At 64.9% G+C, this 21,941-nt stretch carries 25 protein-coding genes; 20 read left to right on the plus strand and 5 right to left on the minus strand.

Going from position 1 to position 21,941, the window contains the following annotated elements; all coding sequences use genetic code 11:
- Positions 1-4: 4 nt before the first annotated feature.
- From leuD to AC1DQQ_RS16595, 14 genes are all read left to right on the plus strand, one after another.
- The gene (gene leuD, locus AC1DQQ_RS16530) at positions 5-634 is read left to right on the plus strand and encodes a 3-isopropylmalate dehydratase small subunit (RefSeq protein WP_478028874.1); all 630 of its coding nucleotides are present in this window, start codon (positions 5-7) and stop codon (positions 632-634) included.
- Complete coding sequence (locus tag AC1DQQ_RS16535) at positions 597-1,598, plus strand: NADPH:quinone oxidoreductase family protein (protein ID WP_174543071.1); 1,002 nt, start codon at positions 597-599, stop codon at positions 1,596-1,598. The genes leuD and AC1DQQ_RS16535 overlap by 38 nt, the downstream gene beginning before the upstream one ends.
- A gap of 99 nt (positions 1,599-1,697) precedes the next feature.
- Positions 1,698-2,021, plus strand: a complete 324-nt coding sequence (locus tag AC1DQQ_RS16540) for a DUF1476 domain-containing protein (protein ID WP_478045854.1) — start codon at positions 1,698-1,700, stop codon at positions 2,019-2,021.
- A gap of 1 nt (position 2,022) precedes the next feature.
- A complete protein-coding gene (locus AC1DQQ_RS16545) occupies positions 2,023-2,253 on the plus strand; it encodes a BolA family protein (RefSeq protein WP_066812599.1) in 231 nt (76 codons plus the stop codon).
- Between the two features lie 13 nt (positions 2,254-2,266).
- Positions 2,267-2,599: a Grx4 family monothiol glutaredoxin gene (grxD, locus tag AC1DQQ_RS16550; protein ID WP_478028877.1), complete on the plus strand. Its 333-nt coding sequence runs from the start codon at positions 2,267-2,269 to the stop codon at positions 2,597-2,599.
- 27 nt (positions 2,600-2,626) lie between these two features.
- On the plus strand, positions 2,627-3,913 hold the full coding sequence (locus tag AC1DQQ_RS16555; RefSeq protein ID WP_478045856.1) for a glycosyltransferase: 1,287 nt from the start codon (positions 2,627-2,629) through the stop codon (positions 3,911-3,913).
- Positions 3,914-4,501: 588 nt separating this feature from the next.
- A complete protein-coding gene (locus AC1DQQ_RS16560; protein WP_066812593.1) occupies positions 4,502-4,870 on the plus strand; it encodes a BlaI/MecI/CopY family transcriptional regulator in 369 nt (122 codons plus the stop codon).
- On the plus strand, positions 4,867-6,399 hold the full coding sequence (locus AC1DQQ_RS16565) for a M56 family metallopeptidase (RefSeq protein ID WP_478045858.1): 1,533 nt from the start codon (positions 4,867-4,869) through the stop codon (positions 6,397-6,399). The genes AC1DQQ_RS16560 and AC1DQQ_RS16565 overlap by 4 nt, the downstream gene beginning before the upstream one ends.
- A 570-nt stretch (positions 6,400-6,969) precedes the next feature.
- Entirely contained in the window at positions 6,970-7,824 is an 855-nt protein-coding gene (locus AC1DQQ_RS16570) for an MBL fold metallo-hydrolase (RefSeq protein WP_478045860.1), read from the plus strand.
- Entirely contained in the window at positions 7,809-8,522 is a 714-nt protein-coding gene (locus AC1DQQ_RS16575; protein WP_478028880.1) for a DUF4230 domain-containing protein, read from the plus strand. The genes AC1DQQ_RS16570 and AC1DQQ_RS16575 overlap by 16 nt, the downstream gene beginning before the upstream one ends.
- A gap of 113 nt (positions 8,523-8,635) precedes the next feature.
- The gene (locus tag AC1DQQ_RS16580; protein WP_478028881.1) at positions 8,636-9,406 is read left to right on the plus strand and encodes a hypothetical protein; all 771 of its coding nucleotides are present in this window, start codon (positions 8,636-8,638) and stop codon (positions 9,404-9,406) included.
- A 54-nt stretch (positions 9,407-9,460) separates the two neighbouring features.
- Complete coding sequence (locus AC1DQQ_RS16585) at positions 9,461-10,261, plus strand: hypothetical protein (RefSeq protein WP_478045862.1); 801 nt, start codon at positions 9,461-9,463, stop codon at positions 10,259-10,261.
- Between the two features lie 25 nt (positions 10,262-10,286).
- Entirely contained in the window at positions 10,287-11,297 is a 1,011-nt protein-coding gene (gene nadA / locus AC1DQQ_RS16590; RefSeq protein WP_478045863.1) for a quinolinate synthase NadA, read from the plus strand.
- The gene (locus tag AC1DQQ_RS16595; protein WP_478045865.1) at positions 11,294-11,602 is read left to right on the plus strand and encodes a hypothetical protein; all 309 of its coding nucleotides are present in this window, start codon (positions 11,294-11,296) and stop codon (positions 11,600-11,602) included. The genes nadA and AC1DQQ_RS16595 overlap by 4 nt, the downstream gene beginning before the upstream one ends.
- Positions 11,603-11,638: 36 nt before the next feature.
- On the opposite strand, the gene AC1DQQ_RS16600 is transcribed toward AC1DQQ_RS16595, so the two are convergent.
- Positions 11,639-13,423 carry a DUF885 domain-containing protein gene (locus tag AC1DQQ_RS16600; RefSeq protein WP_478045867.1) on the minus strand — a complete coding sequence of 595 codons (1,785 nt, stop codon included), beginning with the start codon at positions 13,421-13,423 and terminating at the stop codon, positions 11,639-11,641.
- Positions 13,424-13,480: 57 nt separating this feature from the next.
- A complete protein-coding gene (locus AC1DQQ_RS16605; RefSeq protein ID WP_478045869.1) occupies positions 13,481-13,996 on the minus strand; it encodes a DUF1697 domain-containing protein in 516 nt (171 codons plus the stop codon).
- A gap of 240 nt (positions 13,997-14,236) precedes the next feature.
- Between AC1DQQ_RS16605 and nadC the strand changes: the two genes are divergently transcribed.
- Genes nadC through AC1DQQ_RS16620 form a run of 3 tightly spaced genes read left to right on the plus strand, consistent with a single transcriptional unit; the run spans position 14,237 to position 16,241 of the window.
- Positions 14,237-15,088 carry a carboxylating nicotinate-nucleotide diphosphorylase gene (nadC, locus tag AC1DQQ_RS16610; protein ID WP_478045871.1) on the plus strand — a complete coding sequence of 284 codons (852 nt, stop codon included), beginning with the start codon at positions 14,237-14,239 and terminating at the stop codon, positions 15,086-15,088.
- Between the two features lie 35 nt (positions 15,089-15,123).
- A complete protein-coding gene (locus tag AC1DQQ_RS16615) occupies positions 15,124-15,534 on the plus strand; it encodes a hypothetical protein (RefSeq protein ID WP_478042142.1) in 411 nt (136 codons plus the stop codon).
- The gene (locus AC1DQQ_RS16620) at positions 15,531-16,241 is read left to right on the plus strand and encodes a ribonuclease T2 family protein (RefSeq protein WP_478045872.1); all 711 of its coding nucleotides are present in this window, start codon (positions 15,531-15,533) and stop codon (positions 16,239-16,241) included. The genes AC1DQQ_RS16615 and AC1DQQ_RS16620 overlap by 4 nt, the downstream gene beginning before the upstream one ends.
- Before the next feature lie 255 nt (positions 16,242-16,496).
- Here AC1DQQ_RS16620 and AC1DQQ_RS16625 read toward each other — a convergent pair whose 3' ends face one another.
- Together AC1DQQ_RS16625 and AC1DQQ_RS16630 are read right to left on the minus strand one after the other, a co-directional pair.
- Positions 16,497-16,919 carry a DUF4112 domain-containing protein gene (locus tag AC1DQQ_RS16625; protein ID WP_478028890.1) on the minus strand — a complete coding sequence of 141 codons (423 nt, stop codon included), beginning with the start codon at positions 16,917-16,919 and terminating at the stop codon, positions 16,497-16,499.
- A gap of 8 nt (positions 16,920-16,927) precedes the next feature.
- Positions 16,928-18,391: an ABC transporter substrate-binding protein gene (locus AC1DQQ_RS16630; protein WP_478045873.1), complete on the minus strand. Its 1,464-nt coding sequence runs from the start codon at positions 18,389-18,391 to the stop codon at positions 16,928-16,930.
- Positions 18,392-18,985: 594 nt separating this feature from the next.
- On the opposite strand from AC1DQQ_RS16630, the gene AC1DQQ_RS16635 reads away from it, so the two are divergent.
- Entirely contained in the window at positions 18,986-19,897 is a 912-nt protein-coding gene (locus AC1DQQ_RS16635) for an OmpA family protein (RefSeq protein WP_478028892.1), read from the plus strand.
- Positions 19,898-20,006: 109 nt separating this feature from the next.
- Here the strand turns inward: AC1DQQ_RS16635 and AC1DQQ_RS16640 are convergent, their stop codons facing one another.
- Positions 20,007-20,396 carry a cupin domain-containing protein gene (locus tag AC1DQQ_RS16640; RefSeq protein ID WP_478045874.1) on the minus strand — a complete coding sequence of 130 codons (390 nt, stop codon included), beginning with the start codon at positions 20,394-20,396 and terminating at the stop codon, positions 20,007-20,009.
- 167 nt (positions 20,397-20,563) lie between these two features.
- Between AC1DQQ_RS16640 and AC1DQQ_RS16645 the strand changes: the two genes are divergently transcribed.
- Both AC1DQQ_RS16645 and AC1DQQ_RS16650 read left to right on the plus strand, forming a co-directional pair.
- Positions 20,564-20,761, plus strand: coding sequence for a hypothetical protein (locus tag AC1DQQ_RS16645; protein WP_478028894.1), 198 nt, complete (start codon positions 20,564-20,566; stop codon positions 20,759-20,761).
- Between the two features lie 40 nt (positions 20,762-20,801).
- Positions 20,802-21,845 carry a rod shape-determining protein gene (locus AC1DQQ_RS16650; protein ID WP_478028895.1) on the plus strand — a complete coding sequence of 348 codons (1,044 nt, stop codon included), beginning with the start codon at positions 20,802-20,804 and terminating at the stop codon, positions 21,843-21,845.
- The last annotated feature ends 96 nt before the right edge of the window (positions 21,846-21,941 follow it).

Genomic DNA, 21,941 nt, shown 5'->3' on the forward strand with positions numbered 1-21,941 from the left:
ATAAGTGACCCCAGTCCGCAAGGTTGAAGGCCGCGCCTATCCCTGGGGCGCGAAGAACGTCGATACCGATGTGATCATCCCGGCGCACTGGTTGAAGACGATCAGCCGCGCCGGCCTGGGCAAGGGCGCGTTCGAAACGGTGCGCGCCCAGCCCGGCAATATCTTCGACGATCCGCGCTATGCCGGCGCGCCGATCCTGATCGCCGGAGACAATTTCGGCTGCGGGTCGAGCCGCGAGCACGCCGCCTGGGCGCTGATGGACATGGGTGTGCAGGCGATCATCGCGCCGAGCTATTCGGACATCTTTTCGGGCAATGCGGTCAAGAACGGGATCGTTCCCGTCGTCCTGCCGCAGGACGCGATCGATCGCCTGGTCGAGGTCGCGAAGACCGACGACGTGACCGTCGATCTCGAAACCATGACGGTCACCACGCCGTTCCAGGACCGCTTCGAATTCTCCATCGACCCTTTTCGACGCCAGTGCCTGATGGAGGGACTGGACGAGGTGGGATTGACGCTGGCAAGGGATACCGCGATTTCGAAATACGAATCCGCGGTCTCGTCAGAACGGCCGTGGTTGAGCCGGGAGAGAGACTATGCGGGCCTTGCTGTCGAAAGCGCCGGGCGGACCTGAAACGCTAATAATGGACGATCTGCCCGATCCCGTTGCAGGGCCGGGTCAAGTGGTCGTCGCGGTCAAGGCCTGCAGCATCAATTATCCCGACGTCCTGATCATCGAGGACAAATACCAGATGAAGCCGCCGCGCCCGTTTGCCCCGGGCAGCGAGATTTCGGGCGTGGTCGAGAGCGTCGGCGAGGGTGTGACCGACTTCAAGCCGGGCGATCGCGTCTTGTGCACGACGGGCGCCGGTGGCCTGGTCGAGAAAATCGCGGTGCCCGCCGCGTCGCTCTATGCGCTCCCCGCCGAACGCAGTTTCGAGGAAGGGGCGTCATTGCTCCTGACCTATGCCACCAGCATCCATGCGTTGCTCGATCGCGGTCACCTCAAGGAAGGGCAGACCCTGCTCGTGCTTGGCGCCGCCGGTGGTGTCGGCCTAGCCGCGGTCGAGCTCGGCAAGGCGTTCGGCGCGCGCGTCGTGGCGGCGGTGTCGTCCGAGGAAAAGGCGCAGGCGTGCCGCGACGCCGGTGCCGACGATGTCGTCATCTATGGCCGCGCCCCGTTCGACAAGGATCAGTCAAAGGCGCTCGCCGATCAGTTCAAGGCCGTGCTGGGCGCCGGCGGCGCCGACGTGATCTACGATCCGGTCGGCGGCGATTATGCCGAGCCGGCGTTGCGCTCGATCGGCTGGGAAGGGCGCTATCTGGTCGTCGGTTTCCCTGCCGGCATCCCCAAATTGCCGCTCAACCTGACCTTGCTCAAGAGCTGCGACGTCTGCGGCGTGTTCTGGGGCGCGTTCGCCGCGCGGGATCCCCAGGCCAATCGCGCCCATGTCGATCGCCTGTTCCGCTTGTGGAAGGACGGCAGCATCGCGCCGCGCGTGACCGAGGTCTTCCCGTTCGAACGCGGCGGCGACGCCATCGCCAAGATGGCGGCGCGCGGCGCGATCGGGAAGCTGGTGGTCAAGGTCGCGGACTAGCGCCTTCCCATCCGTGTTGGGGAGGAACGGATCCACCCCTTCCCATAGCCGCCGCGCAATCCTATCTCCCCAGGCGTAACGAAACGCCAGGGAGTAGCCATGACCACCTTCGACGACCGCGAACGCGCTTTCGAAACCAAGTTCGCGCGCGATGAAGAAATGGCGTTCCGCGTGATCGCCCGGCGCAACAAGCTGCTCGGCCAATGGGCGGCCGGGCTGATGAAGCTGACCCCCGAAGAAACCGACGCTTATGCCAAGGCAGTCGTCCAGGCCGATTTCGAGGAAGCCGGCGACGAAGACGTCGTGCGCAAGCTGTATGGCGACCTGACCGCTGCCGGGGTCGAGGTGGAGGAAGCCGATGTCCGCAAGGCGATCGAGGACCGAATGGTCGAAGCGCGCCGGCAATTGATGGAATCCAACTAAAATGCCGATGGCGGCCGATGACATACGCGCGTTGATCGTGGCGAATATTCCCGACGCGCGGGTCGAGATCACCGATCTGGCCGGCGACGGCGACCATTATTCTGCACGTGTGGTGAGCAAGTCGTTCAGCGGCCTGTCACGTGTGAAGCAGCATCAGGCGGTTTATGCCGCGTTGGGCGGCCGGATGGGCGGAGTGCTCCATGCGCTCCAGCTCACCACCGCCGCCGAATGAAGGAGTGAAGACGATGACCGACGCCGCACAGGCGCGTATTGCGGAACTGGTACAGCGTTCTGACGTACTGCTATTCATGAAAGGGAGCCCCTTATTCCCGCAATGCGGCTTTTCGAGCCGCGCTGTGGCGATTCTCCAGCATCTTGGGGTCGAGTTCGACAGCGTCGACGTGCTCCAGGATCAGGAAGTCCGTCAGGGAATCAAGGCGTTCAGCGACTGGCCGACCATTCCTCAGCTCTATGTGAAGGGCGAATTCGTCGGCGGCTCCGACATCATGATGGAAATGTACGAGAGTGGGGAGCTGTCGCAGCTTCTCGCCGCACAAGGAGCTACTCCCGCCGCCTGACCGGCGCGCGTGTAAAAGGGAATAAACATGCTGCTGCAAGGCGACCCCCCGCGCCGCGCAGGAGAGAGCGGTGCGCCGCTGATCCTATGCGATTTGACTCAAAGCTACGCGCCTTCGGGCGGTGGCGGTATCAGCACCTATCTGCGTGAAAAGCGCGATTATGTGCTGACTCACACCCCGCATCATCTGCTTCAGATCGTGCCGGGGCCGGAAGACAAGATCACGGTCAATGGCCGCCACATCTTCGCGGAGGTGGGCGCTCCGCCCGTGCACGGCAGCCCCAATTACCGGTTCATCCTGCGCACCGCCGTGGTCCGCGACATCCTGGCGAAATACCGGCCCGACGTGATCGAGTCGCTGTGTCCCTGGGTGCTGCCCTGGACCGCGATCAATCATCGCAGGAAATTCCCGGAAACGACGTTGGTCGCCGGCTATCGCACCGATTTCCCCAACGCGCATGTCTATCGCGTCGGCCGCGACAAGTTCGGCGAGACGATCGGCCGCGGATTGCAATGGCTGAGTTATGGCTATGCCGAGCTCACTTATCGCGAGTTCGACTGGGTCTATACGTTGAGCGAGGACGCCAGGGAGGTGCTGGCGCAGCGCCGGATCACGCGCACCGACGTGCTGCCGCTGGGTGTCGATATCGATATGTTCTCGCCGGCCAAGCGCGACCCTGCGTTCCGCCACGAGCTCGGCTTCGACTTTCGCGGGCCGCTGCTCGTCTATGCCGGCCGCGTCGATAACGAGAAGCGCGCCGACCGCTTGATCGCCATGTTCAAGCAATTGCCGCGCGATCTCGACGCCGCGATGGTGATGATCGGCGACGGCAAATTGATGGATCGGCTCAAAACCGAGGCGAGGGGCCTACCGGTCGCTTTCCCGGGGTTCGAAAAAAACCGCGCCGAACTTGCTCGCGCCTTGGCGTCATCGGACATCTATGTCTCGGCCATGGCCGATGAGACGTTCGGCATCTCGGTGCTCGAGGCCCAGGCTTGCGCATTGCCGGTCGTCGGCGTCGCGTCGGGCGCGATGCCCGATCGCGTGCCCCCGGGTCTCGGCCTGCTGGGGCCGGTCGACGACACGAGGGCAATGGCCGCGAACGTGCTCAAGATCTGGCGCGACGATCATCACGCGATCGGCATCGAGGCGCGCCATCACGTCGAAACCAACTTCAGCTGGAAGCGTACCTTCGAGCGCTTGCTCGGCGACATCTATCCCAAGGCGATGGCGCATAGCGCCGCGCGCGCGACCGCCGGCAAAAGCGGGTGGTTCGGCGGTGTCCGGGAGCCGCAACCGCTCGCTGCCGAGTGACCGCGAGGAAAGCTTGATCTGTGAGAAGCCGGGTGAGGGCGGACCGGCGCGAGATCGGGGGAGCGACCGGTCCGCCCTGCTGAAGCGGGAAACCGCTCGGGCACGCGATACATTGCAGAGGGCGTGCCAGTCCGTGCCAATGACGGATTTCCGCGGGACTCGATGGTTAACGGCCATCGGGTGGCCGTTGTCTCTGTAAGAAATCCCGACGTTTTCTATCGTCCGTCACGAATCCCTCTCCCGCTCGCGGGAGAGAGAGGGGCCCGCCGCCGAAGGCGGTGGGAAGGCGAGGGTCTTCTTACTTCTTTTTCTGCTTCTTGAATTTCATTCTCTTGGAAGAAGAAAGAAGCCCCTCACCCAACCTGCACCGGGTGAACAGCACCCCGCGCTGTTCAGGTCATGCCGGGGGCATGACCGACCCGGCGCACCCGCACGCGGGAGAGGGCTGATGGCATCACCGTTAGCCGCATGGCCAAGTCGATACCGGGACGAGCCCGGCATGACGGAATATCGCGAACGCCGCCCTCTGTTCTTGACTACACTCGTAATCAATGCGATTACATGCGTAGTCGTGAGGGAGAACGAGTCGTGGCCGAACGCATCAGCGATGCCGAACATGCGGTGATGGAAGTACTGTGGGAGGAAAGCCCCCTGACAGCACAGGACGTCGCCGAGCGCGTCCCGACCGAGCGCGGCTGGAGCGCCAATACCGTCAAGACCTTGCTTGGGCGCCTGCTCGCGAAGAACGCGATCGCGCATGAGGAAGAGGGTCGGCGCTACCTCTATCGTCCGCTCGTCGAGCGTGAGGATTATGTCGCGGGTGAATCGCAGCGGCTGATCGATCGCCTGTTCGGCGGCAAGCTGACCCCGCTCGTCGCGCATCTCGCCGACCGCGACCAATTGACCGCGCAGGACATTGCCGAGATCGAGGCCATCCTGAAGGAGCTCAAGGCGTGATTGCCTGGGCGATCGAGGCGCTGCTCGCCTCCACGCTGCTGATGGCGGTAGTGCTCGTCATCCGCGCGCCGGTCCGCCGTCAGTTCGGACCCGGAATCGCCTATGCGCTTTGGGCGCTTCCCTCGGTCCGGCTGCTGCTGCCGCCTCTGCCRCAACTGCACAGCGCGGCACCGCAATTGCTCAACCGGGCAAGCCAGACCGTCACCATTTACGTCATCGAGCCGCTCGGAGGCTCGGCCGCCGCGCCTACGTCCCTCTACTCCTCGCTTGGCGCGGCTCTGGCCGTGCTGTGGGGCGTGGGCGCGGCGGCATTCCTTGCCTGGCACGCGCTTGGCCATTGGCGCTTCTGTCGCCGGATGATCGACCAGAGCGTCTCCACCGAGCGCGCCGGCGACATCGAAGTGATCGAGACCTCGGCGGCGTCGGGGCCGCTCGCCTTCGGCATCTTCCGCCGTTACGTCGCCTTTCCCCGCGATTTCGCCGAGCGCTACGACGCCGACGAGCGTGAACTCGCGCTGCTGCACGAGCTTGGCCACCATCAGCGCGGCGACCTGATCGCCAATTGGGTCGCGCTGGCGGTGCTAGCCCTCCACTGGTTCAACCCGTTGGCCTGGCGCGCTTTCCGTGCATTCCGTGCCGATCAGGAAATGGCCAATGATGCGCTCGTTCTCGCTGGCCGTTCGGCGATCGACCGGCACACTTATGCCTGTGCGATCGTCAAGGCGGCGCATGGCGGCGCGGTGTCGGTGGCCTGCCACCTCCACACCATACAAGATCTGAAAGGACGTTTGAGGATGCTTACCACCGGACGCCGTTCACGGCTTCGACTGACGCTGGGCGGCACCGCCGTCACGGCGCTGATGATCGGCGGCCTGGCCGCCACCGCCAGCGGCACGCCCGCTGCCGCCACCGTCCGCGCCGGAGTCGAGAAGGCCACCGGGATCGACATCGCGACGATCGACGCGCGTGTCGCGGCGAAATTGCAGTCGGCGCCAGCCGCGCCCCCGCCCGCGCCCGCCGCCGAGCCCGAAGGCGTCGATCTGCCGGCGCCTCCGCCGCCGCCCGCCGACGTAGCGCCCTTGCCGCCCATCGACGGCAGTAATGTCGCGATCAGCGACGGCGGCACCAGGAAGGTCTCCAAGCGCTTCAAGATCGTTCGCGTCGGCAAGGACGGCAATTCGGTCACCGAGGATTGGGTCGGCCCGGTCAACGTTCCCGATGTGCGGTCGAGCAATTGCGGCGGCGGCGGCGATCGCAACATGGTCGTCAACAAGACGCGCGGCGACAAGCGCATCGTCATCATCTGCAACGACCGCATCGAACGCGTCGTCGCGATGAGCAATGCCAATATCGAGAAGTCCAAGGACATCCAGCGCATGGCCTATGCCCATGCCCTTGAAGGTCTCCACCGCGCCCGCGAGCGGGTCGCCCGCGATGAGCGCATGGGTGCGGAGGCGAAACGCGATGCGCTCGAGAGCATCGACGACTCGATCAGGGACATGCAGGCCGACATGGCCAATCCGGATTGATCGCTTTGCCCTCTCCCGCTTGCGGGAGAGGGTTGGGTGAGGGTCTTCTTTCTTTTTCCAAGCGTTTGCCGTGACAGAAGAAGAAAGAAGACCCTCACCCTCCCACCGCCTTCGGCGGCGGGCCCCTCCCTCTCCCGCAAGCGGGAGAGGAGCTGGCAGATCAGGGAGGAAGGGCGGCGGCGCCGCGCGACCTCGGCTATGCGGCCGCGGTAATGCCTAAAGCCCTCTCCCGCTTGCGGGTGCAGCGGGTCGGTCATGCCCCCGGCATGACCTGAACAGCGCGGGGCGCTGTTCACCCGGTGCAGGTTGGGTGAGGGTCTTCTTCCTTCTTCCAAGCGTATGTCGAAGCAGAAGAAAGAAGACCCTCACCCTCCCACCGCTTCGCGGCGGGTCCCTCCCTCTCCCGCAAGCGGGAGAGGGGTTCCCAGATCAGGTCCACAGCACGCCCGCCGCCCGACCAACTGACCGGGTTATTTGTGGTCGCACCGCTTTGCGGAAAACCGGTATCCACTTTTCCGCGCGATGCTCCAACCCTTGCCAAGCCCCGTTCCAGCCGCCATCTCGACCGGCATGGACGAGCAAAAGCCCGGCGTACCGCAGGTCCTCGAACCGCTGGTGACGCGGGTTCTGGCGGATAATCCGTCCCCCTTCACCCATACCGGCACCCAGACCCACCTGGTCGGCACGACCGATCTGGCGGTGATCGATCCCGGTCCCGACGATCCCCGGCATATCGACGCGCTGGTCCGCGCGATCGGCGGCCGCACCGTCACCGCCATCGTCATCACCCACACGCATCGCGATCACAGTCCGGGCGCGGCGCCGCTCAAGGCGCGGACTGGCGCTCCGATCGTCGGCTGCGCGCCGCTGGCGCTCGAGGATCTCGGACCGCGTGCCGATGCCAGTTTCGACGCCAATTACGCGCCCGACGCGGTGATGGCGGAAGGCGAGAGCGTGTCGGGCAGCGATTGGACGCTGACCGCGATCGCGACCCCGGGGCACACATCGAACCATCTCGCTTTCGCGCTTCCCGAGACGAAGGCGCTGTTCACCGGCGATCATGTCATGGGCTGGTCGACCACCATCGTCTCGCCGCCCGATGGCGACATGGCCGCCTATATGGACAGCCTCATCAAGCTCCAGGCGCGCGACGACCGCATCTATTACCCGGCGCATGGCGACCCCGTCGACAAGCCGCAGCGCCTGGTGCGCGGGCTGATCGGCCACCGCAAGCAACGCGAGGGGCAGATATTGCGCCTGCTCGACGCCGAGCCGCGCACGATCCCGGCGATGGTGGCGAAAATGTATGTCGGCATCGACCCGCGCTTGTTTCCCGCCGCCGAGCGATCGGTCCTCGCGCACCTCTATGAACTGCGCGACCGGCACATCGTCGCCGATCAGGGGGATATATGGCAGAAGATCTGAAACACAGCCGCAATGGTGCTGCGACCAGCTTTCTGATCAAGTTCGGCGGCGCACTGGCGCTGATCGCCTTGTTTTTCGCCGGCGGATTGTGGGTGGTGCAGTCCTACATCAAGGCGCGGGTCGATCCCGATCCGGTGACGATCGCCACCGCGAGCATCCAGGGGCTGCGCGAGCAGAACAAGCTGTCGGCCTTCCAGGCGAGCTATGTCGCCGTCGTCACCTCGACCCAATCGCGCTTCGGCCTGTCGACCGAACGCACCTTGATCATGCCCGGAACGGTCGATTACGATGTCGACCTCAGCAAGCTCACCCAGCGCGATGTCGTATGGGACGCGAAGAGCAAGACCCTGGGCGTGACCCTGCCGCAGCCGATGCCGTCCGCGCCGCGCATCAATATCAACGCGATCAAGAGCTATGGCCATAACGGCGTACTGGGCACCTTCACTGACGTCGGATCGCAACTCGACGACACCAACAAGGCCGCGGCGCAAAAGGAACTCGCCAGCCAGGCGCTCCAGCCCGAGCCGATGAAATTGGCGCGCGACGCGACCCGGCGCGCGGTCGAACAGAGTTTCGCGCTGCCGCTCAAGGCGGCGGGACTCGATGCGACGGTCCGCGTGCGCTTCGCCGGCGAGGGTCAGAATGACGAGATCTGGGACATGTCGAAGCCACTCGATGGCGTGACCTACAAGCGCTGATCGCAAGGTTCCCCACCCGCGAGCGGGAGGGGAGTAGGGGCTCCGCGCAATTTGGCTAATCGCAACGGGCGCGTTATGATCTCTCCGCGGGAAAATTCGTGGGGGGTACTCGAATGGCGACGCTGGCACCGGCCGGTCATGGCATGACGCGAGAAGATCGCGTGTTTTTTTGGGGTGGCATCGCGATGGTGCTGGTGCTCGTCGCCGGCTTCTCGATGCAACTCGCGGCGGGACGATCGAGCTTCGGCGCCCCACTTTACGTCCATGCGCATGCACTGACGTTTTTTGGGTGGACGATGATCTACCTCACCCAGACGTTGCTCGGCACCAGCGGCAACATCGCCCTGCACAAGCGCGTGGGGTGGATCGGCGCGGCGTGGATCCCGTTGATGGTCGTGGTCGGAACGATGGTCGCGTACCAGTCGCTCCGGCTGGGCCGTTCGGCGCCGATCTTCACGCCGGCCTATTTCACCGTGATGGCGCCGCTGACGGTCTATACCTTCGCCGGCCTGTCGACCGCGGCGATCATGCTGCGTCGCCGGACCGACTGGCACAAGCGCCTGCATTTCTGCGCGATGGCCGGGCTGATGGGGCCAGGGTTCGGCCGCATCCTGCCGATGCCGTTGTTCATTCCCTATACGCCGCATGTCGAGACCGCGACGATCCTGCTCTTTCCGCTGATCGCGATCACGATCGAGTGGCGGCGAACCGGTAGCGTGCACCGCGCCTGGCTGTGGGGCTTCGGCACGCTCGTCGCGGTGCGGATCGTGACCGACCTGCTCGGCGCGTCGCCGATCGCCGCGGCGTTGCATGAGTGGATTACCGCTGGTTCGCCCGGCGCCGCGCTGCCGCCATTCGCCTATCCGCCGCTGCCGGGGGCGTGAGAGCGCTACGGTACGGATCCTAGTGCAACTGTCGCCTGTCCGGAGGGAAAAAGCATGGCAACAATCGCGGCACCATTCATTGGTTCGGGTTCGGACGGCAAATTCTTTCTGAAGACGTCGGTCGCGATGGCGGTCATCATTGCCGCGGGCTTTTCGCTGCAACTGGCGATGGGCCGGTCGACCTTCGCATCGCCGCCGCTGGTCCACGCGCACGCCATCGTCTTCATGGGTTGGGTGACGATCTACCTGTTGCAGAACATATTCGCGGCGACCGGGTCGATGGTGCTGCATCGCCGGCTCGGTTGGCTGGCGGCCGCCTGGGCAGCGGCGATGGTCGTGCTCGGCTGCGCGGTGACCGTGGCGATGGTGCGGCGTGGACAGGTGCCGTTCTTTTTCACTCCGCTGCAATTCCTCGTCTTCGATCCGATGACCGTTTTCACCTTTGCCGGCCTGACCGCCGCGGCGATCGGGATGCGCCGAAAAACCGACTGGCATCGACGGCTGCATTATTGTGGCATGTCGCTGTTGCTCGGCCCGGCCTTCGGACGGTTGTTGCCGATGCCGTTGCTCGCGCCCTGGTCCTATGAGGCGACATTTGCCGCTACGATGGTCTTTCCAGTGATCGGCGTGATCGCGGACCGGCGCCGCACCGGCCGCGCGCATCCGGCGTGGCGCTGGGGCATCGGCACGATGATCGCGTCGCTATTATTGGTCGAACTGATTACCTTCAGTCCAATCGGCCGCGCCATCTATCGCGGCGTGACAGCAGGGTCCCCTGGCGCGGCAATCCCACCGCTCGAGCCGGGTGTGCCGCCCAGCGGTCCCTTGATCACGGGGCGTTCCGTGTCCACATGAGCCGCTTAGTGGCGGGAGCATGTAGATGGACGCGCGCAAAGGTATTGGTGGGACGCTGACGGGCCTCGATTTGCGCGCCGAGATCGATCGGCTGCGCAAGGAGCGCAATGCCGTCATCCTGGCGCATTATTATCAAAAGCCGGAAATCCAGGACATTGCCGATTTCGTCGGCGACAGCCTCGATCTCAGCCGCAAGGCGCAGGCGACCGACGCCGAGGTCATCGCCTTTTGCGGCGTGCGCTTCATGGCCGAGACGGCGAAGATTCTGTCGCCCGAAAAGATCGTCGTGCTGCCCGACATGAATGCCGGGTGCAGCCTGGAGGACAGCTGTCCGCCCGATCAGTTCGCAGCCTTCCGCGCGCAGCATCCCGATGCGATCGCGTTGACCTATATCAACTGCTCGGCGGCGGTGAAGGCGCTGAGCGACGTGATCGTCACCAGCTCGTCGGCGGAAAAGATCCTCAGCCAGATTCCCAAGGATCAGAAGATCATCTTCGGCCCCGACCGCAATCTCGGCGGCTATCTCGCGCGCAAGACCGGCCGCGACCTGATCCTGTGGCCGGGCGTGTGCATCGTGCACGAGGCGTTCAGCGAAACCGAATTGCTCAAGCTCAAGGCGCAGCATCCGGGGGCACCGGTCGCCGCGCACCCGGAATGCCCGCCGGTCATCCTCGATCATGCCGATTATGTCGGCTCGACCAGCGGAATCCTCAAATATGCCCAGGATTTCGAAGGCGACACGCTGATCGTCGCGACCGAGCCGCATATCATCCACCAGATGGAAAAGGCGCTGCCGAACAAGCACTTCATCGGCGCGCCGGGCGCCGACGGAAACTGCAACTGCAACATCTGCCCGTACATGGCGCTCAACACGATGGAGAAACTCTACGTCGCGCTGCGTGACCTCGAGCCGCGGATCGAGATGGCGGAAGACCTCCGCCTCAAGGCCAAGAAGAGCCTCGACGCGATGCTGAGCATGGCCTCGGCAACCGTCGGGATGGGCGATCTCGGGCCGGCGAAGGTGACGGGCGATTGAGTGCGAAATCCGACACGGAGATCGTCGTCGAGCGCGTGCAGTCGGAGGCGCTCGGAGCGCTCATATCGATCCATTCCTATCCGGAGATCGGCGACGCATATTTCGACCGGTTTCGTACCGCGGTATCCGCCGCTATCGAATATTTCGCGGCCGAACCCGCCGTGCCGGCAGCGTTGTTCAAAGAGCTCACGGGATCCGTGCAAATTTTGCGAAACGAGGCATCGACCCCCGCGGGGCGATCAGCAGCCTGTATGGCAATGGCGAATTGGCTTGATGAGGCGAGCAAAAAGCTCGCGAAAATTTAAGTGCCGAAATCCGAGAGATGATGCGCACTGGACGCCTCACTCGATCGGCAGGCCGAACACCAATTCCCGCACGAACCGTCCCGGCGGCGAGCCATGCGCCAGGACCGCGTCGTTATAGGTTTTGAGGCCGAACTTCGCGCCCCAGCGGCGTTTCGCTTCCTCGCGCATCGCCATATGCTCCTCATAGCCTGAGAAATAGCTGAGCAACTGGGTCGAGGAGAGCTGCGCGCGGACCCATTTGCCCGCCGCTTCGCGCTCCTGCTGGAACGCGCCCTTCATCATCAGGTCCATCGCCTGGTCGCGCGTCATGCCCTCGGTCTGGATGCCGATGTCGAGCAAGGTATTGGTGATCGACCGCAGCCGCATCTTGAGCACGGTCAGCTTGAACAGCGGATCGCCATTCAGATAGCCCTGATCGGCCATCATCCCCTCGGCATAGACCGCCCAGCCTTCGACGAACGGCCCCGATGACAGCACCGCGCGCAGCACCGATTTGTTCTGGTTCGAATGGTCGATCTGCAGCCAATGCCCCGGCATCGCCTCATGGATGCTGAGGTCGTGGATCATATAGCTGTTATATTCGCGCAGGAACGAGGTCGCCTGCGCCTCGCTCCAATCGTCTGGGATCGGCGAGATCGCGAAGAACGTATCCTGTCCCTTGTCGAGCGGGCCGGGCGAATCGCAATAAGCCACCGCATTGCCCTGCTGGAATTTGGGCATGGTGATGATCCTGACCGGCGCGGTCGGCATCGTGACCAGTCCCCTGGCCCGGACGAAATCGCTCGCGCTGGCCAAGGTCGCCTTGGCCGCGGCTTCCACCCCGTCGCGCGCCGGACGCTGCGCATAGGTCAGGTCGAGCGCGGCCTCGATCGCCTTTTGTTGCTGGTCGCGAGTCGGATTGGCGGGGAGGGCAGGGGCGTTCGCCTTGCCCGCCAGCACCTGTTGCGCCAGCCGGTACATCTCTGCGCGCGTCGCCGCCGCGGCGGCGGTCGCCTTGGCCTTGAGCTCGGGCCGCGTCATCGTCGACATCAGCGCGAACTTCATCTTCTGGTCGTAAAGCTTTGCGCCCAAGCGGAAATCGCCCTTGGCCGCGGGCACCAGCGTCTTGTCGAGCCAGACCTGCTGATCGGCCACCGCGGCCTTCAATCTGCTCAGCGCGGCATCGAACCGTGCCTTGTCGGCGGGCGCAAGCTCATTGGCGTGCGGGGCGAGCATGCCCTCGGCGATCTCGACGATCCCCGAATTCTGTTTGGCGACCGTGCTCGCATAGATTTGCGGCACTTTCGCCGCGATCAGCTGCTGCCGTGTTTCGAGCAGGAAGGCGGGGAGCGCCTCCATTCGCGCGGTCGCCGCCTTGAGCCGCTTGGGCCAGGGCGCGAAATCGCGCGCGGCCAGCGTGTAGAGCGCGCCGGCCGCGGCATCGTTGTAATTCTGCGCATTCCACGACCAGCTCTTGAGCACCTGGATATCCCAGAGCTCGTAATCGAGCGCGTTCTTGAGCAGCAGGAAATCGACCTGATTGTCGCGGCTCAGCGCCTTGAAATCGATCCGCGCCATAGAGCCCAGCATCGCCTGGTCGAACGCCGCCTGATTGCCGCGGCCGCGCGCGGTGATGTCGGGCAATTTGTCGTCGAAGCGATGGTCGCCAAGCTGCGTTCCGCCGACCGGCGAGAAGCGCGCCAGGCTGTCGACATAACGTTTCGATAGCGCCGCGAACTGCACGTTGGCGCTGATCGCTTTCGACACGGCAGGCGTCGCGGCGGGCACCGAGGCGCCGAGCGTGGCAGTAGCGGCTAGCAGCAGGAAGGCGGTGCGGCGCATGCAGATTTCCCCTTTTGTCGCGGGCTTGTGCGGAAGCCCTTGTCGTTGCGGGGATGTCTAGAGCTTCGCCGCCATCTCCGCCAGCTTTGCGACGGTGTTCATGTTGCGCGCCGTGCCGGTTTTCGCGCCAGGGATCTTAAGTTTCGAATCCGCCATGCCGTGCTCGGGATAACGGATGAAGATCTCACGTTTGCCGAGCGCCATCTCCTCGCCATTGACGTTCGTCGCCTGCTCGATCGCGTCCTTCGCCGGCGCCTCATCCAGAAACGTCGCGACGACGCGATTGCCCGGCGCATCCGCGAACGGATTGGCGTCGCGCACGGCGGCCATTTCGGCGGCGGTGCGCACCATCACCCCGACCGCTTTGCCGGCATAAGCCTGCATCGCCTGTTCGAGCGCGCCCTTCACCGCCGCTTCGCTCTTGCCCGAGGCGAAGACGACATTGCCGCTGGCGATATAGGTCTTCACCTTGGCGAACCCGGCCGCTTCGCACATCGCCGTCAATTCGGTCATCGGCAGCTTGCCGGTCCCTCCGACATTCACCGCACGGAGCAGGGCGATATAGGCGGTCATCTCGGTCTCTCTCCCTCTCGCGACAGGCACGGCCGCTCCTGCGCTCGTCGATTTGCCCTCACATAGTTGGCACAAAGATATTCGGCAGCAATTCAGATTCGACATCAGCCGGTTGACCTGGACCAACGCGCGGTTCGCCACGATCGGAAAGAAGCGTCAGGCGGGCGCGGTATCGGTAGTCTCGGCGGCGACCTTCTGACGATTATGGGGTCGCGCGCCCGATCGCGGCGCGCTACCAGCATGGCCATGTTCGACCTGCCTGGTTTCGACCTCTCCGCCTTCGTTCGCGCCACGCTCGCCGAGGATCTTGGCGATGGCGGAGACATTACCTCTGCCGCCGTCATCCCGGCCGATGCGCGCTTCACCGGCGTGATGGACAGCCGCGACGCGATCACCGTCGCCGGCCTGCTGATCGCCGAGGCCTTTTTTCGTGCGCTCGACCCCGGCGTGGCGATCGAGCGGCTGGTCGCCGATGGCCAGCGGGTTGCGGCCGGCACCGACCTGATGCGCCTCGAAGGCATGGGCCGTGCGATGCTTACCGCCGAACGCTCGGCGCTCAATACGATCCAGCATCTGTCGGGCATCGCCACGATGACGCGCGCTTATGTCGACAAGATCGCCGGGACCGGCGCCATTCTGCTCGATACGCGCAAGACCATCCCGGGCCTCAGGTTGCTCGAGAAATACGCCACGCGAATGGGCGGCGCGACCAATCATCGCATGGGCCTGTGGGATGCGGCGATGATCAAGGACAATCATGTCGCGGTAGCCGGATCGGTTGCTGAGGCGGTTCGCCGCGCCGCCGCCGCCGGGATCGAACGGATCATCGTCGAGGTCGATCGCGTCGATCAGATCGAGCCGGCGCTGGCCGCAGGGGCGACGCACCTGTTGCTCGACAATATGGATGTGCCGACCTTACGCGGGGCGGTGACCCTGGTTGGCGGGCGCGTGCCGACCGAGGCGTCGGGCGGAGTGCGGCTCGACACGATCCGCGCGATCGCCGAAACCGGCGTGACCTATATTAGCGTCGGGCGGCTGACGCAGTCGGCGCCGGCTGCGGATATCGGTCTTGATTTCGCCGCGATCGGCTGACCATTATAAAAGATATCAGGGGCTTAGGGGGATTTATGGCAAGACCGAAGTCGATCAGACTGTTCGAACTTTTCTATCTGGGGTCGGTGCTGGTGGAGGCGGTGAACACCGCCATGACCTGGGCCGCGACCGACGCCAACCCGCAGACGATGCAGGTCAAGCAGATGCTCGGCCCCTGGTTCCCGGCGCTGCTCACGGTATTCACGTTCACCTTGTGGCTGCTGCTATGGTATTTCGCCGCGCGGACGCGCAGCAATGTCGCGCGCTGGGCGATCGCCATCCTCTATGTGCTCGGATTGATCGGGTTCGTCTTCTCGCTCACCGTCAGCGGGCCGCAATTGGCGCTACCGCTCGGCCTGTCGGTGGTGTCGCTGATCCTGACCACGCTGGCGGTTATCTGCCTGTTCCGGCGGGACGCGTCCGCCTGGTTCGGAGCGTCGGCGTGAAAGCCCGCGCCACGCTCGCGGCCCTGACGGCCTTGGTCCTGCCCGGCATCGCCAATGCCCAGGCACTGGTCTGCACGCTAAGCGCCAATCCGCCGCGGCCCAACCCGGAATTGCCGACCGCCGACCAGCCGCAGCGCGTGCTGCCGATCGGCGGCTATACGCTGGCAATCACCTGGGGACCGCAATTCTGCCGCAACGGCGGGTTCACGCCCTCGGCGAGGTTTCAGTGCGGCAGCGGCAATCGCTTCGGCTTCACGCTGCACGGGCTGTGGCCCGACGGCGTCGGCAAGGACTGGCCGCAATATTGCACGGCAACCAATCTCGTGCCGCCGCCTGTGATCAAGGGAATGCTCTGTACTACTCCCTCGGCGCAGTTGATCCAGCACGAATGGGCCAAGCACGGCACCTGCATGGGAACGACCCCGGCGGCCTATTTCGCGCGGTCGAGCGCGCTGTACGCCAAGCTCCGCTATCCCGACATGGACGCGCTGTCGCGCCGGCCGCTAACCGTCGGCCAGTTCGCGGCGGCGTTCGCCAGGTCCAACCCGGGCATTCCGGCGAGCGCGATCCGCGTGACTGCGAAGAGCAGCTGGCTCGACGAGCTATGGCTGTGCCTCGACCGGCGCTTCGCTTACGAACGCTGCAAGCCCAATACCGGCGGGCTTCCGGGCAATGCGCGGTTGAAGATCTGGCGCGGCCGGCGCTGAGGCGACTGACGCAATTTTAGGTAGATCGGCATCCGGATTTTCCCCTCCCTGCTTGCAGGGAGGGGATCAAGGGGTGGGTTGAGCATCGGGCGAGGCTCGATGCCTCGTCCGATGCTGTTTTGCCCAGCGGAACCGGAGTTTTTGAGAGCGCGCAGACGCGCGCAGCCACCCCCAACCCCTCCCTTGCTGGGAGGGGAGTCTGAAATACCTATGCGCATGAGCGGTTGCGACGGCGCCTAGCCGCTACGATCGCAGCTACCCCTCGATCACCGCCGTCGACGGGTGATGCTTGTCGAGATGCTTGCGGATGATCTTCAGATTGCGGCTGTTCGACCGGAAGAAGAAGTCGGGCACCGCGCCGACCCAGGGGATCAGCCCCAGCGCGAAGTCGACGCCGACATTGCCGAACATCCGCGCCATCTGGGTTTTCGACATGCCCAGGTTGCGCGCTTCCCATACCATGTACGATCCGAGCGCGGCGCCGACCAGGTCGCCGATGCCCGGGACCAGGTCCAGGATCACGTCCAGGCCCAGTTTCTGGTTGGTGCCGGGGATCTTGATCAGCCCTTCGAGCAAATGCTCCAACCCCTCGATGCGCTTGCGCACGGAGGCGGCGTCGCGTCCCATCGGGACGATCTGGCTGATATCGGGACGCGGGATACGGGTCGTGTTGGCCATGGTCCGATCTAGTTGGTGTCGTTCCGTAGTCGATTCAACGGGTGCCATGCGCGCGGGTTCCCCTGCCATTGCTGCAGCCGCAGCGACACGAGCGACCAGCGCAACGGCGGGGCGATCGGGATGAAGGCGACATCGGCGGCCAGCGCGGCATCGGCTTCGGCGATATGGGTGGCGCGCTCCGCCATGGTCGGGGCGTCGCGCGCGGCGGTCAGCGCGGCCTGCGCGTCGTCGCTGCATGTCACGCAAGCGGTGGCGAGATACCAGCGCGCGCTGTCATAGGGGGCGACCTCGTCGATCAGCCGCAGGTCCGCCTCGGCCTTCATCGCCACGCGGATCGGTCGGATCCCGATCGTCGCCAGCCGCGCGCCGATCTGACCCCATAATATGTTGCCACCCGGCGTATCGGGCAGAGCCACCCGCAAGGCGATCTCTCCCGGATTGGCGAGGCGATAGGCCGCCACTTGCTGGCGGGCGTCGGCCAGCCGGGAATCGGGCGTCAGCGTCGCCCAGGCCGATACCGCCGGCGCGCTCGCCGAATCGAGCTTGTCGGGCAACAGGCGCTCGACCGGCTGCCCCCAATCGGGCGTGAAGGCGGCGATCAGGGTCGGGCGATCGATCGCCTCGGCGATCGCGGCGCGCCCGGCCGCCGCGGCGAGCAAGCCGTCGCGCTTGACGATCGCCAGGCCGAACAGCCCGGCGGCGGGGTCCAGGCGAATATTCGCCGGCGCGACCTTGGTCATCGCGACCAAAGGCCAGTCGCCGATCGCCCCGCCGACCACGAAATCCGAATCCTTGTGCCTGAAACGCAGCAACGCACGTGCGGCGCTTTCGCCGATCAGCTGGACATTCTGCTCGGGGCCGGGCTCGGCGACCTCGTCGTCGGGCGATCGTGCCGGATCGAAGGCCGGGCGCAGCATCACCGAATTGGCGGCCGCCGTGGACACCCGGAACGGTCCGCTCCCGCCCGGCGGATTCTCGCGCCGGACCGTCAGTTCGGGCTGCGCGAACAGCTTGAGCAGATCGGGGCGCGGCCGGCTCAGCCGCACCTCGATCACCTGGTCGGTCATCGACACGATATCGTCGATCGCGGTCAGGAACGGCTTGAGCGGATTGCGCGACGAGGGGGCGATAGCGCGCTTCAGGATGATCGCGACGTCGGCGGCGGTGACCTTGCCGCCGTCGCTCCATTCGGCCTCGCGCAGGCGGAAGATATAGGTGCGGCCCTGGTCGATCACGATCCAGCGCTCGGCCAGCCCCGGCTCGATCTGGCCGCTCGCGTCGAAACGCACCAGGCCCTGCGCGGTGGAGTCGAGCAACAGGCGCTGCGTGGTGTCGGCCGGGCGCTTGTTGACGTCGGGATAAGACGGCCGCCCGCCGATCGCGCTCACCACCACCGGCCCGGTGTCGGGGCGCGGATTGCACGATGCGAGCAGCAGCAGGAGCAGGGCAGGGATGCGGCGAGGCGCGGTCATAGACGCGTTGTGCCAAACTCCGCGGCGTGGCGCCATGGTGCGGACGGCGGAACCCCAAACCCGCTGCGAAGGAAGCGCAGGGCTTACAGGCATAAAGCCTTCAAGTTATTTATCATTTTATAGTTGCTGGACGCCCCTCCGGTCTTCCGATTTGGTCACGCAATCGGCCAAAACAGTCGGCGTCCGCAGTTGCTCTGCAGCCATAGCTGCGCACCCCGATTTCGTTCGTTCGCCGTATCGGTGATTTACCATGAAAGCAGGCGCTCGACTGTCGCCGGCCACGCTTTCGGCAATCGCGGTCAACGGCCGAGCGTTAACTATTGCGCTTTTGCGCCGGGCGATTTCATCGGCTCGCCGCGCAATGCGCTCCAATTATCCCTGCAACCACCACCATCACGGGCGGCGTTCATGTGCGCGAAAGGTTGGTCCGAACACCCAGCAAGTCCCTGATGTTCGCGTACGGCGTCGCGTCGCACTTGCCGAGGAAAACTGGTGTGGCGTGATCAACCTGCCCGATGGGCAACACGGAGAGGACGGCCCGGCGATGCGTGCGACCACCAACGCCCGGCTGGTCAGATTTCAAGGAGCAATGCGATGAGTGCAATTTCCAAAAACCCAAGAATGCTTTTCATGCTCGCCATGCTTACTGGCACGATGTCGGTCGGCGTGCATGCACAGCAGACGCCGCAAGATGCGGCTCCGGCTCAGGCTCCCGCTTCGGCGCCGGCCAACCCGGACATCACCGTGAACGGCACCGCGCCCGCCGACTTGACCGGGATGCCGGACGGGCCCGACGTCGAAGGCTTCATTTCGGCGCGCAATGATCAGAAGATGCAGGTGACGACCGCGGGCGGAACCAAGACGGTGGTCCTGATCAGCGATGGCACCAGGATCAAGTCCAAGGGCGGCCTGCTGGGCCTCCGGAGCAACAAGCTTGCCGCGGACCAGCTGCTCAACGGCCTGCCGGTCGACATCAAGACCGTGCAATGGGGCGGCGGCCTGGTGGCGAGCCAGATCGCGCTCAAGACCAAGGATCTCAGGACCGCGTCGATGATCCGTAACGGCACCGACCAGCGCTTCGGCGAACAGGCCGCGGCAACGGAAGCGCTGCGCGGCCGCGTGGCCGATATCGATCAGTATAACGTCAAGGGCACGACCAACGTGACCTTCGATACCGGCAAGGCGGTCCTGTCCCCGCAAGCGAAGGCCGATCTCTGCGCCGCGGCAACGCAAGCCGAAGGGATGAACAACGCGTTGCTTCTCGTCGTCGGCTATACCGACTCGACCGGAAGCCAGGATTTGAACCAGACGCTGAGCGAGAAGCGCGCCAGCCGCGTCGTCAATTTCCTTCAGCAAGAGTGCCATTGGAAGCCGTATCGCATGCTGACCCCGACCGGCATGTCCGAAGCGGATCCGGCGGCACCCAACGACACAGCGGCCGGCAAGGCACAGAATCGCCGCGTGGCGGTGAATATCATGGTCAGCAAGGGCCTCGACGGCATGTAAGGCGCTTCGGGGTGGGCATTGCCCACCCCGAGTTCCGCTTTGGCCTGGGCAGATCCGCATGAAGCCAAAAGCGGCCGGCGCGAACGCCCGCACGCAACTCAGCGCCGGCTCACTCCAGGTCAGTCTGGATCCATTGCGGCGAGTGATGGATGTCGATCGTCTGGAGCCGGCCCGGCCCCAGATTCTCGAACTTGTGCGGCACGCCCGCCGGACCGAGCACGACCTCTCCGGCGGACGCCTCGACCGCGGCATCGCCGACGAAAAAGCGTGCGCGGCCCTGTATCACGATGAAGGTCTCGTCATAGGGATGGACATGCAGCCGCGGACCAACGCCGATCTCATCGGTACCATAAGCGAGCACCGTGACCGGCCCGTCGAGGTCCAGCCCGGCGACCGAGCCTCGCCACGGTCCTCCCCCGGCGGGATCGAACAATGTCGCTCGTGACGCCGGCCGTCCATCCGGCTGAATGCTGGCCGGGTCAAAATCCGCACGACTCATTCTCAACCTCCATCTCCGTCGGCATTTCGGGGCGATCCATCGATCGTAACGGCTCCTGGCGCAGTCGGATGCTCCCGATTCGTCGTATTTGGCGTCGCGCCTCCCATATACGGTCTGGGAGAGCTGATTTGGACCGGACAATACCATCGGACGTCATCGAGCAGTGGATGACTCACCTTCGGCTGCAGCGGACGCGGGCACGCGACGCGGTCTGGCTGATCGAGGAGGGCGCCACCCTGCATGACGGGCGCATCGGCCAGCCGATGCACGATGCAACTCAGCGGTGGCTTAATGAGCAGCGAGAGGTCATTGCGGAAGTCGACCGGCTCGTCGCCCTCTATGACGAGCTGAACGCCAGACAATGATGCGCGGATGGTCGCGCGCCTCCTAAAAGATCGAGTAACAATGCGCGTACCCCGCTTTTTTTCCACGACGTCCAACGACATGGCGATCGACCTCGGCACGGTGAACACCATCGTTTACCTGCGCGATCGCGGTATCGTGCTCAACGAGCCATCGGTCGTGGCGATCGAGCTGATCGACGGTTTGCCGCGATTGCGGGCGTTCGGGATGGAAGCCAAGCTGATGATCGGGCGGACGCCGCAGGGCACCTCGACCGTGCGGCCGATGCGCGACGGCGTCATCGCCGATGTCGATATCGCCGAACAGATGATCAAGGCGTTCATCGACAAGGCGCATGGCGGCCCCTCGCGGCTCCCGCGTCGGCCGGAAATTCTGGTCTGCATTCCTTCAGGTGCGACCCAGGTCGAGCGGCGGGCGATACGGCAGGCCGGGACCAATGCCGGCGCGCGCAGGGTTCGCCTGATCGAGGAGCCGATGGCAGCGGCGATCGGCGCGGGCCTGTCGATCAACGAGCCGATTGGCACGATGGTCGTCGACATCGGCGGCGGCACGACCGAGGTTGCGGTCCTCTCGCTCGGCAACCTCGTCCATCACGCATCGACCCGCGTCGGCGGCGACAAGATGGACGATGCCATCGCGTCGAGCATTCGGCGCAACCACAATCTGGTCATCGGCGAGACGACGGCGGAGCGGATCAAGCTGGAGATCGGCGTCGCGCGGATGCCGGAGGACGGGCGCGGGCTTGTCATGGCCGTGCGCGGCCGCGACCAGGTCAACGGCGTACCGCGCGAGATCGACATCTGCCAGGCTGACATTGCCGGGCCGCTGAGCGACCTCGTCGATCAGGTGATCGAGACCGTGTTGCGCACGCTCGCCGCCACCGCGCCCGAACTCGCCGCCGACATCCACGAACACGGTATCGTCATGACCGGCGGCGGGTCGCTGTTGACCGGCATCAGCGATGCGCTGGCCGAGGCGACGGGCGTGCCGGTGATCATCGCCGAAGATCCCCTGACCAGCGTGGCGATGGGCGCGGGCAGGGCGCTCGAGGACGAGGCGTATTCGGGGGTGATGATCGATAGTTAGGGGTTGTGGGGGCTGGTCGGGGTTGCGGGGTTCTGACGGTAGGAGAGCTGCGATTGTGGGCCCGCGCGACCGGCAGTTCAATGTCATGACCGCAAT

This window comes from Sphingomonas sp. P4_G3, from assembly GCF_056401105.1.

Coding starts and splice junctions, on each gene's coding strand:
- AC1DQQ_RS16535 (WP_174543071.1), top strand. CDS start 597: ATGCGGGCCTTGCTGTCGAAAGCGCCGGGCGGACCTGAAACGCTAATA.
- AC1DQQ_RS16540 (WP_478045854.1), top strand. CDS start 1,698: ATGACCACCTTCGACGACCGCGAACGCGCTTTCGAAACCAAGTTCGCG.
- AC1DQQ_RS16545 (WP_066812599.1), top strand. CDS start 2,023: ATGCCGATGGCGGCCGATGACATACGCGCGTTGATCGTGGCGAATATT.
- grxD (WP_478028877.1), top strand. CDS start 2,267: ATGACCGACGCCGCACAGGCGCGTATTGCGGAACTGGTACAGCGTTCT.
- AC1DQQ_RS16555 (WP_478045856.1), top strand. CDS start 2,627: ATGCTGCTGCAAGGCGACCCCCCGCGCCGCGCAGGAGAGAGCGGTGCG.
- AC1DQQ_RS16570 (WP_478045860.1), top strand. CDS start 6,970: ATGGACGAGCAAAAGCCCGGCGTACCGCAGGTCCTCGAACCGCTGGTG.
- AC1DQQ_RS16575 (WP_478028880.1), top strand. CDS start 7,809: ATGGCAGAAGATCTGAAACACAGCCGCAATGGTGCTGCGACCAGCTTT.
- AC1DQQ_RS16580 (WP_478028881.1), top strand. CDS start 8,636: ATGGCGACGCTGGCACCGGCCGGTCATGGCATGACGCGAGAAGATCGC.
- AC1DQQ_RS16585 (WP_478045862.1), top strand. CDS start 9,461: ATGGCAACAATCGCGGCACCATTCATTGGTTCGGGTTCGGACGGCAAA.
- nadA (WP_478045863.1), top strand. CDS start 10,287: ATGGACGCGCGCAAAGGTATTGGTGGGACGCTGACGGGCCTCGATTTG.
- AC1DQQ_RS16600 (WP_478045867.1), bottom strand. CDS start 13,423: ATGCGCCGCACCGCCTTCCTGCTGCTAGCCGCTACTGCCACGCTCGGC.
- AC1DQQ_RS16605 (WP_478045869.1), bottom strand. CDS start 13,996: ATGACCGCCTATATCGCCCTGCTCCGTGCGGTGAATGTCGGAGGGACC.
- nadC (WP_478045871.1), top strand. CDS start 14,237: ATGGCCATGTTCGACCTGCCTGGTTTCGACCTCTCCGCCTTCGTTCGC.
- AC1DQQ_RS16615 (WP_478042142.1), top strand. CDS start 15,124: ATGGCAAGACCGAAGTCGATCAGACTGTTCGAACTTTTCTATCTGGGG.
- AC1DQQ_RS16625 (WP_478028890.1), bottom strand. CDS start 16,919: ATGGCCAACACGACCCGTATCCCGCGTCCCGATATCAGCCAGATCGTC.
- AC1DQQ_RS16630 (WP_478045873.1), bottom strand. CDS start 18,391: ATGACCGCGCCTCGCCGCATCCCTGCCCTGCTCCTGCTGCTGCTCGCA.
- AC1DQQ_RS16635 (WP_478028892.1), top strand. CDS start 18,986: ATGAGTGCAATTTCCAAAAACCCAAGAATGCTTTTCATGCTCGCCATG.
- AC1DQQ_RS16640 (WP_478045874.1), bottom strand. CDS start 20,396: ATGAGTCGTGCGGATTTTGACCCGGCCAGCATTCAGCCGGATGGACGG.
- AC1DQQ_RS16645 (WP_478028894.1), top strand. CDS start 20,564: ATGACTCACCTTCGGCTGCAGCGGACGCGGGCACGCGACGCGGTCTGG.
- AC1DQQ_RS16650 (WP_478028895.1), top strand. CDS start 20,802: ATGCGCGTACCCCGCTTTTTTTCCACGACGTCCAACGACATGGCGATC.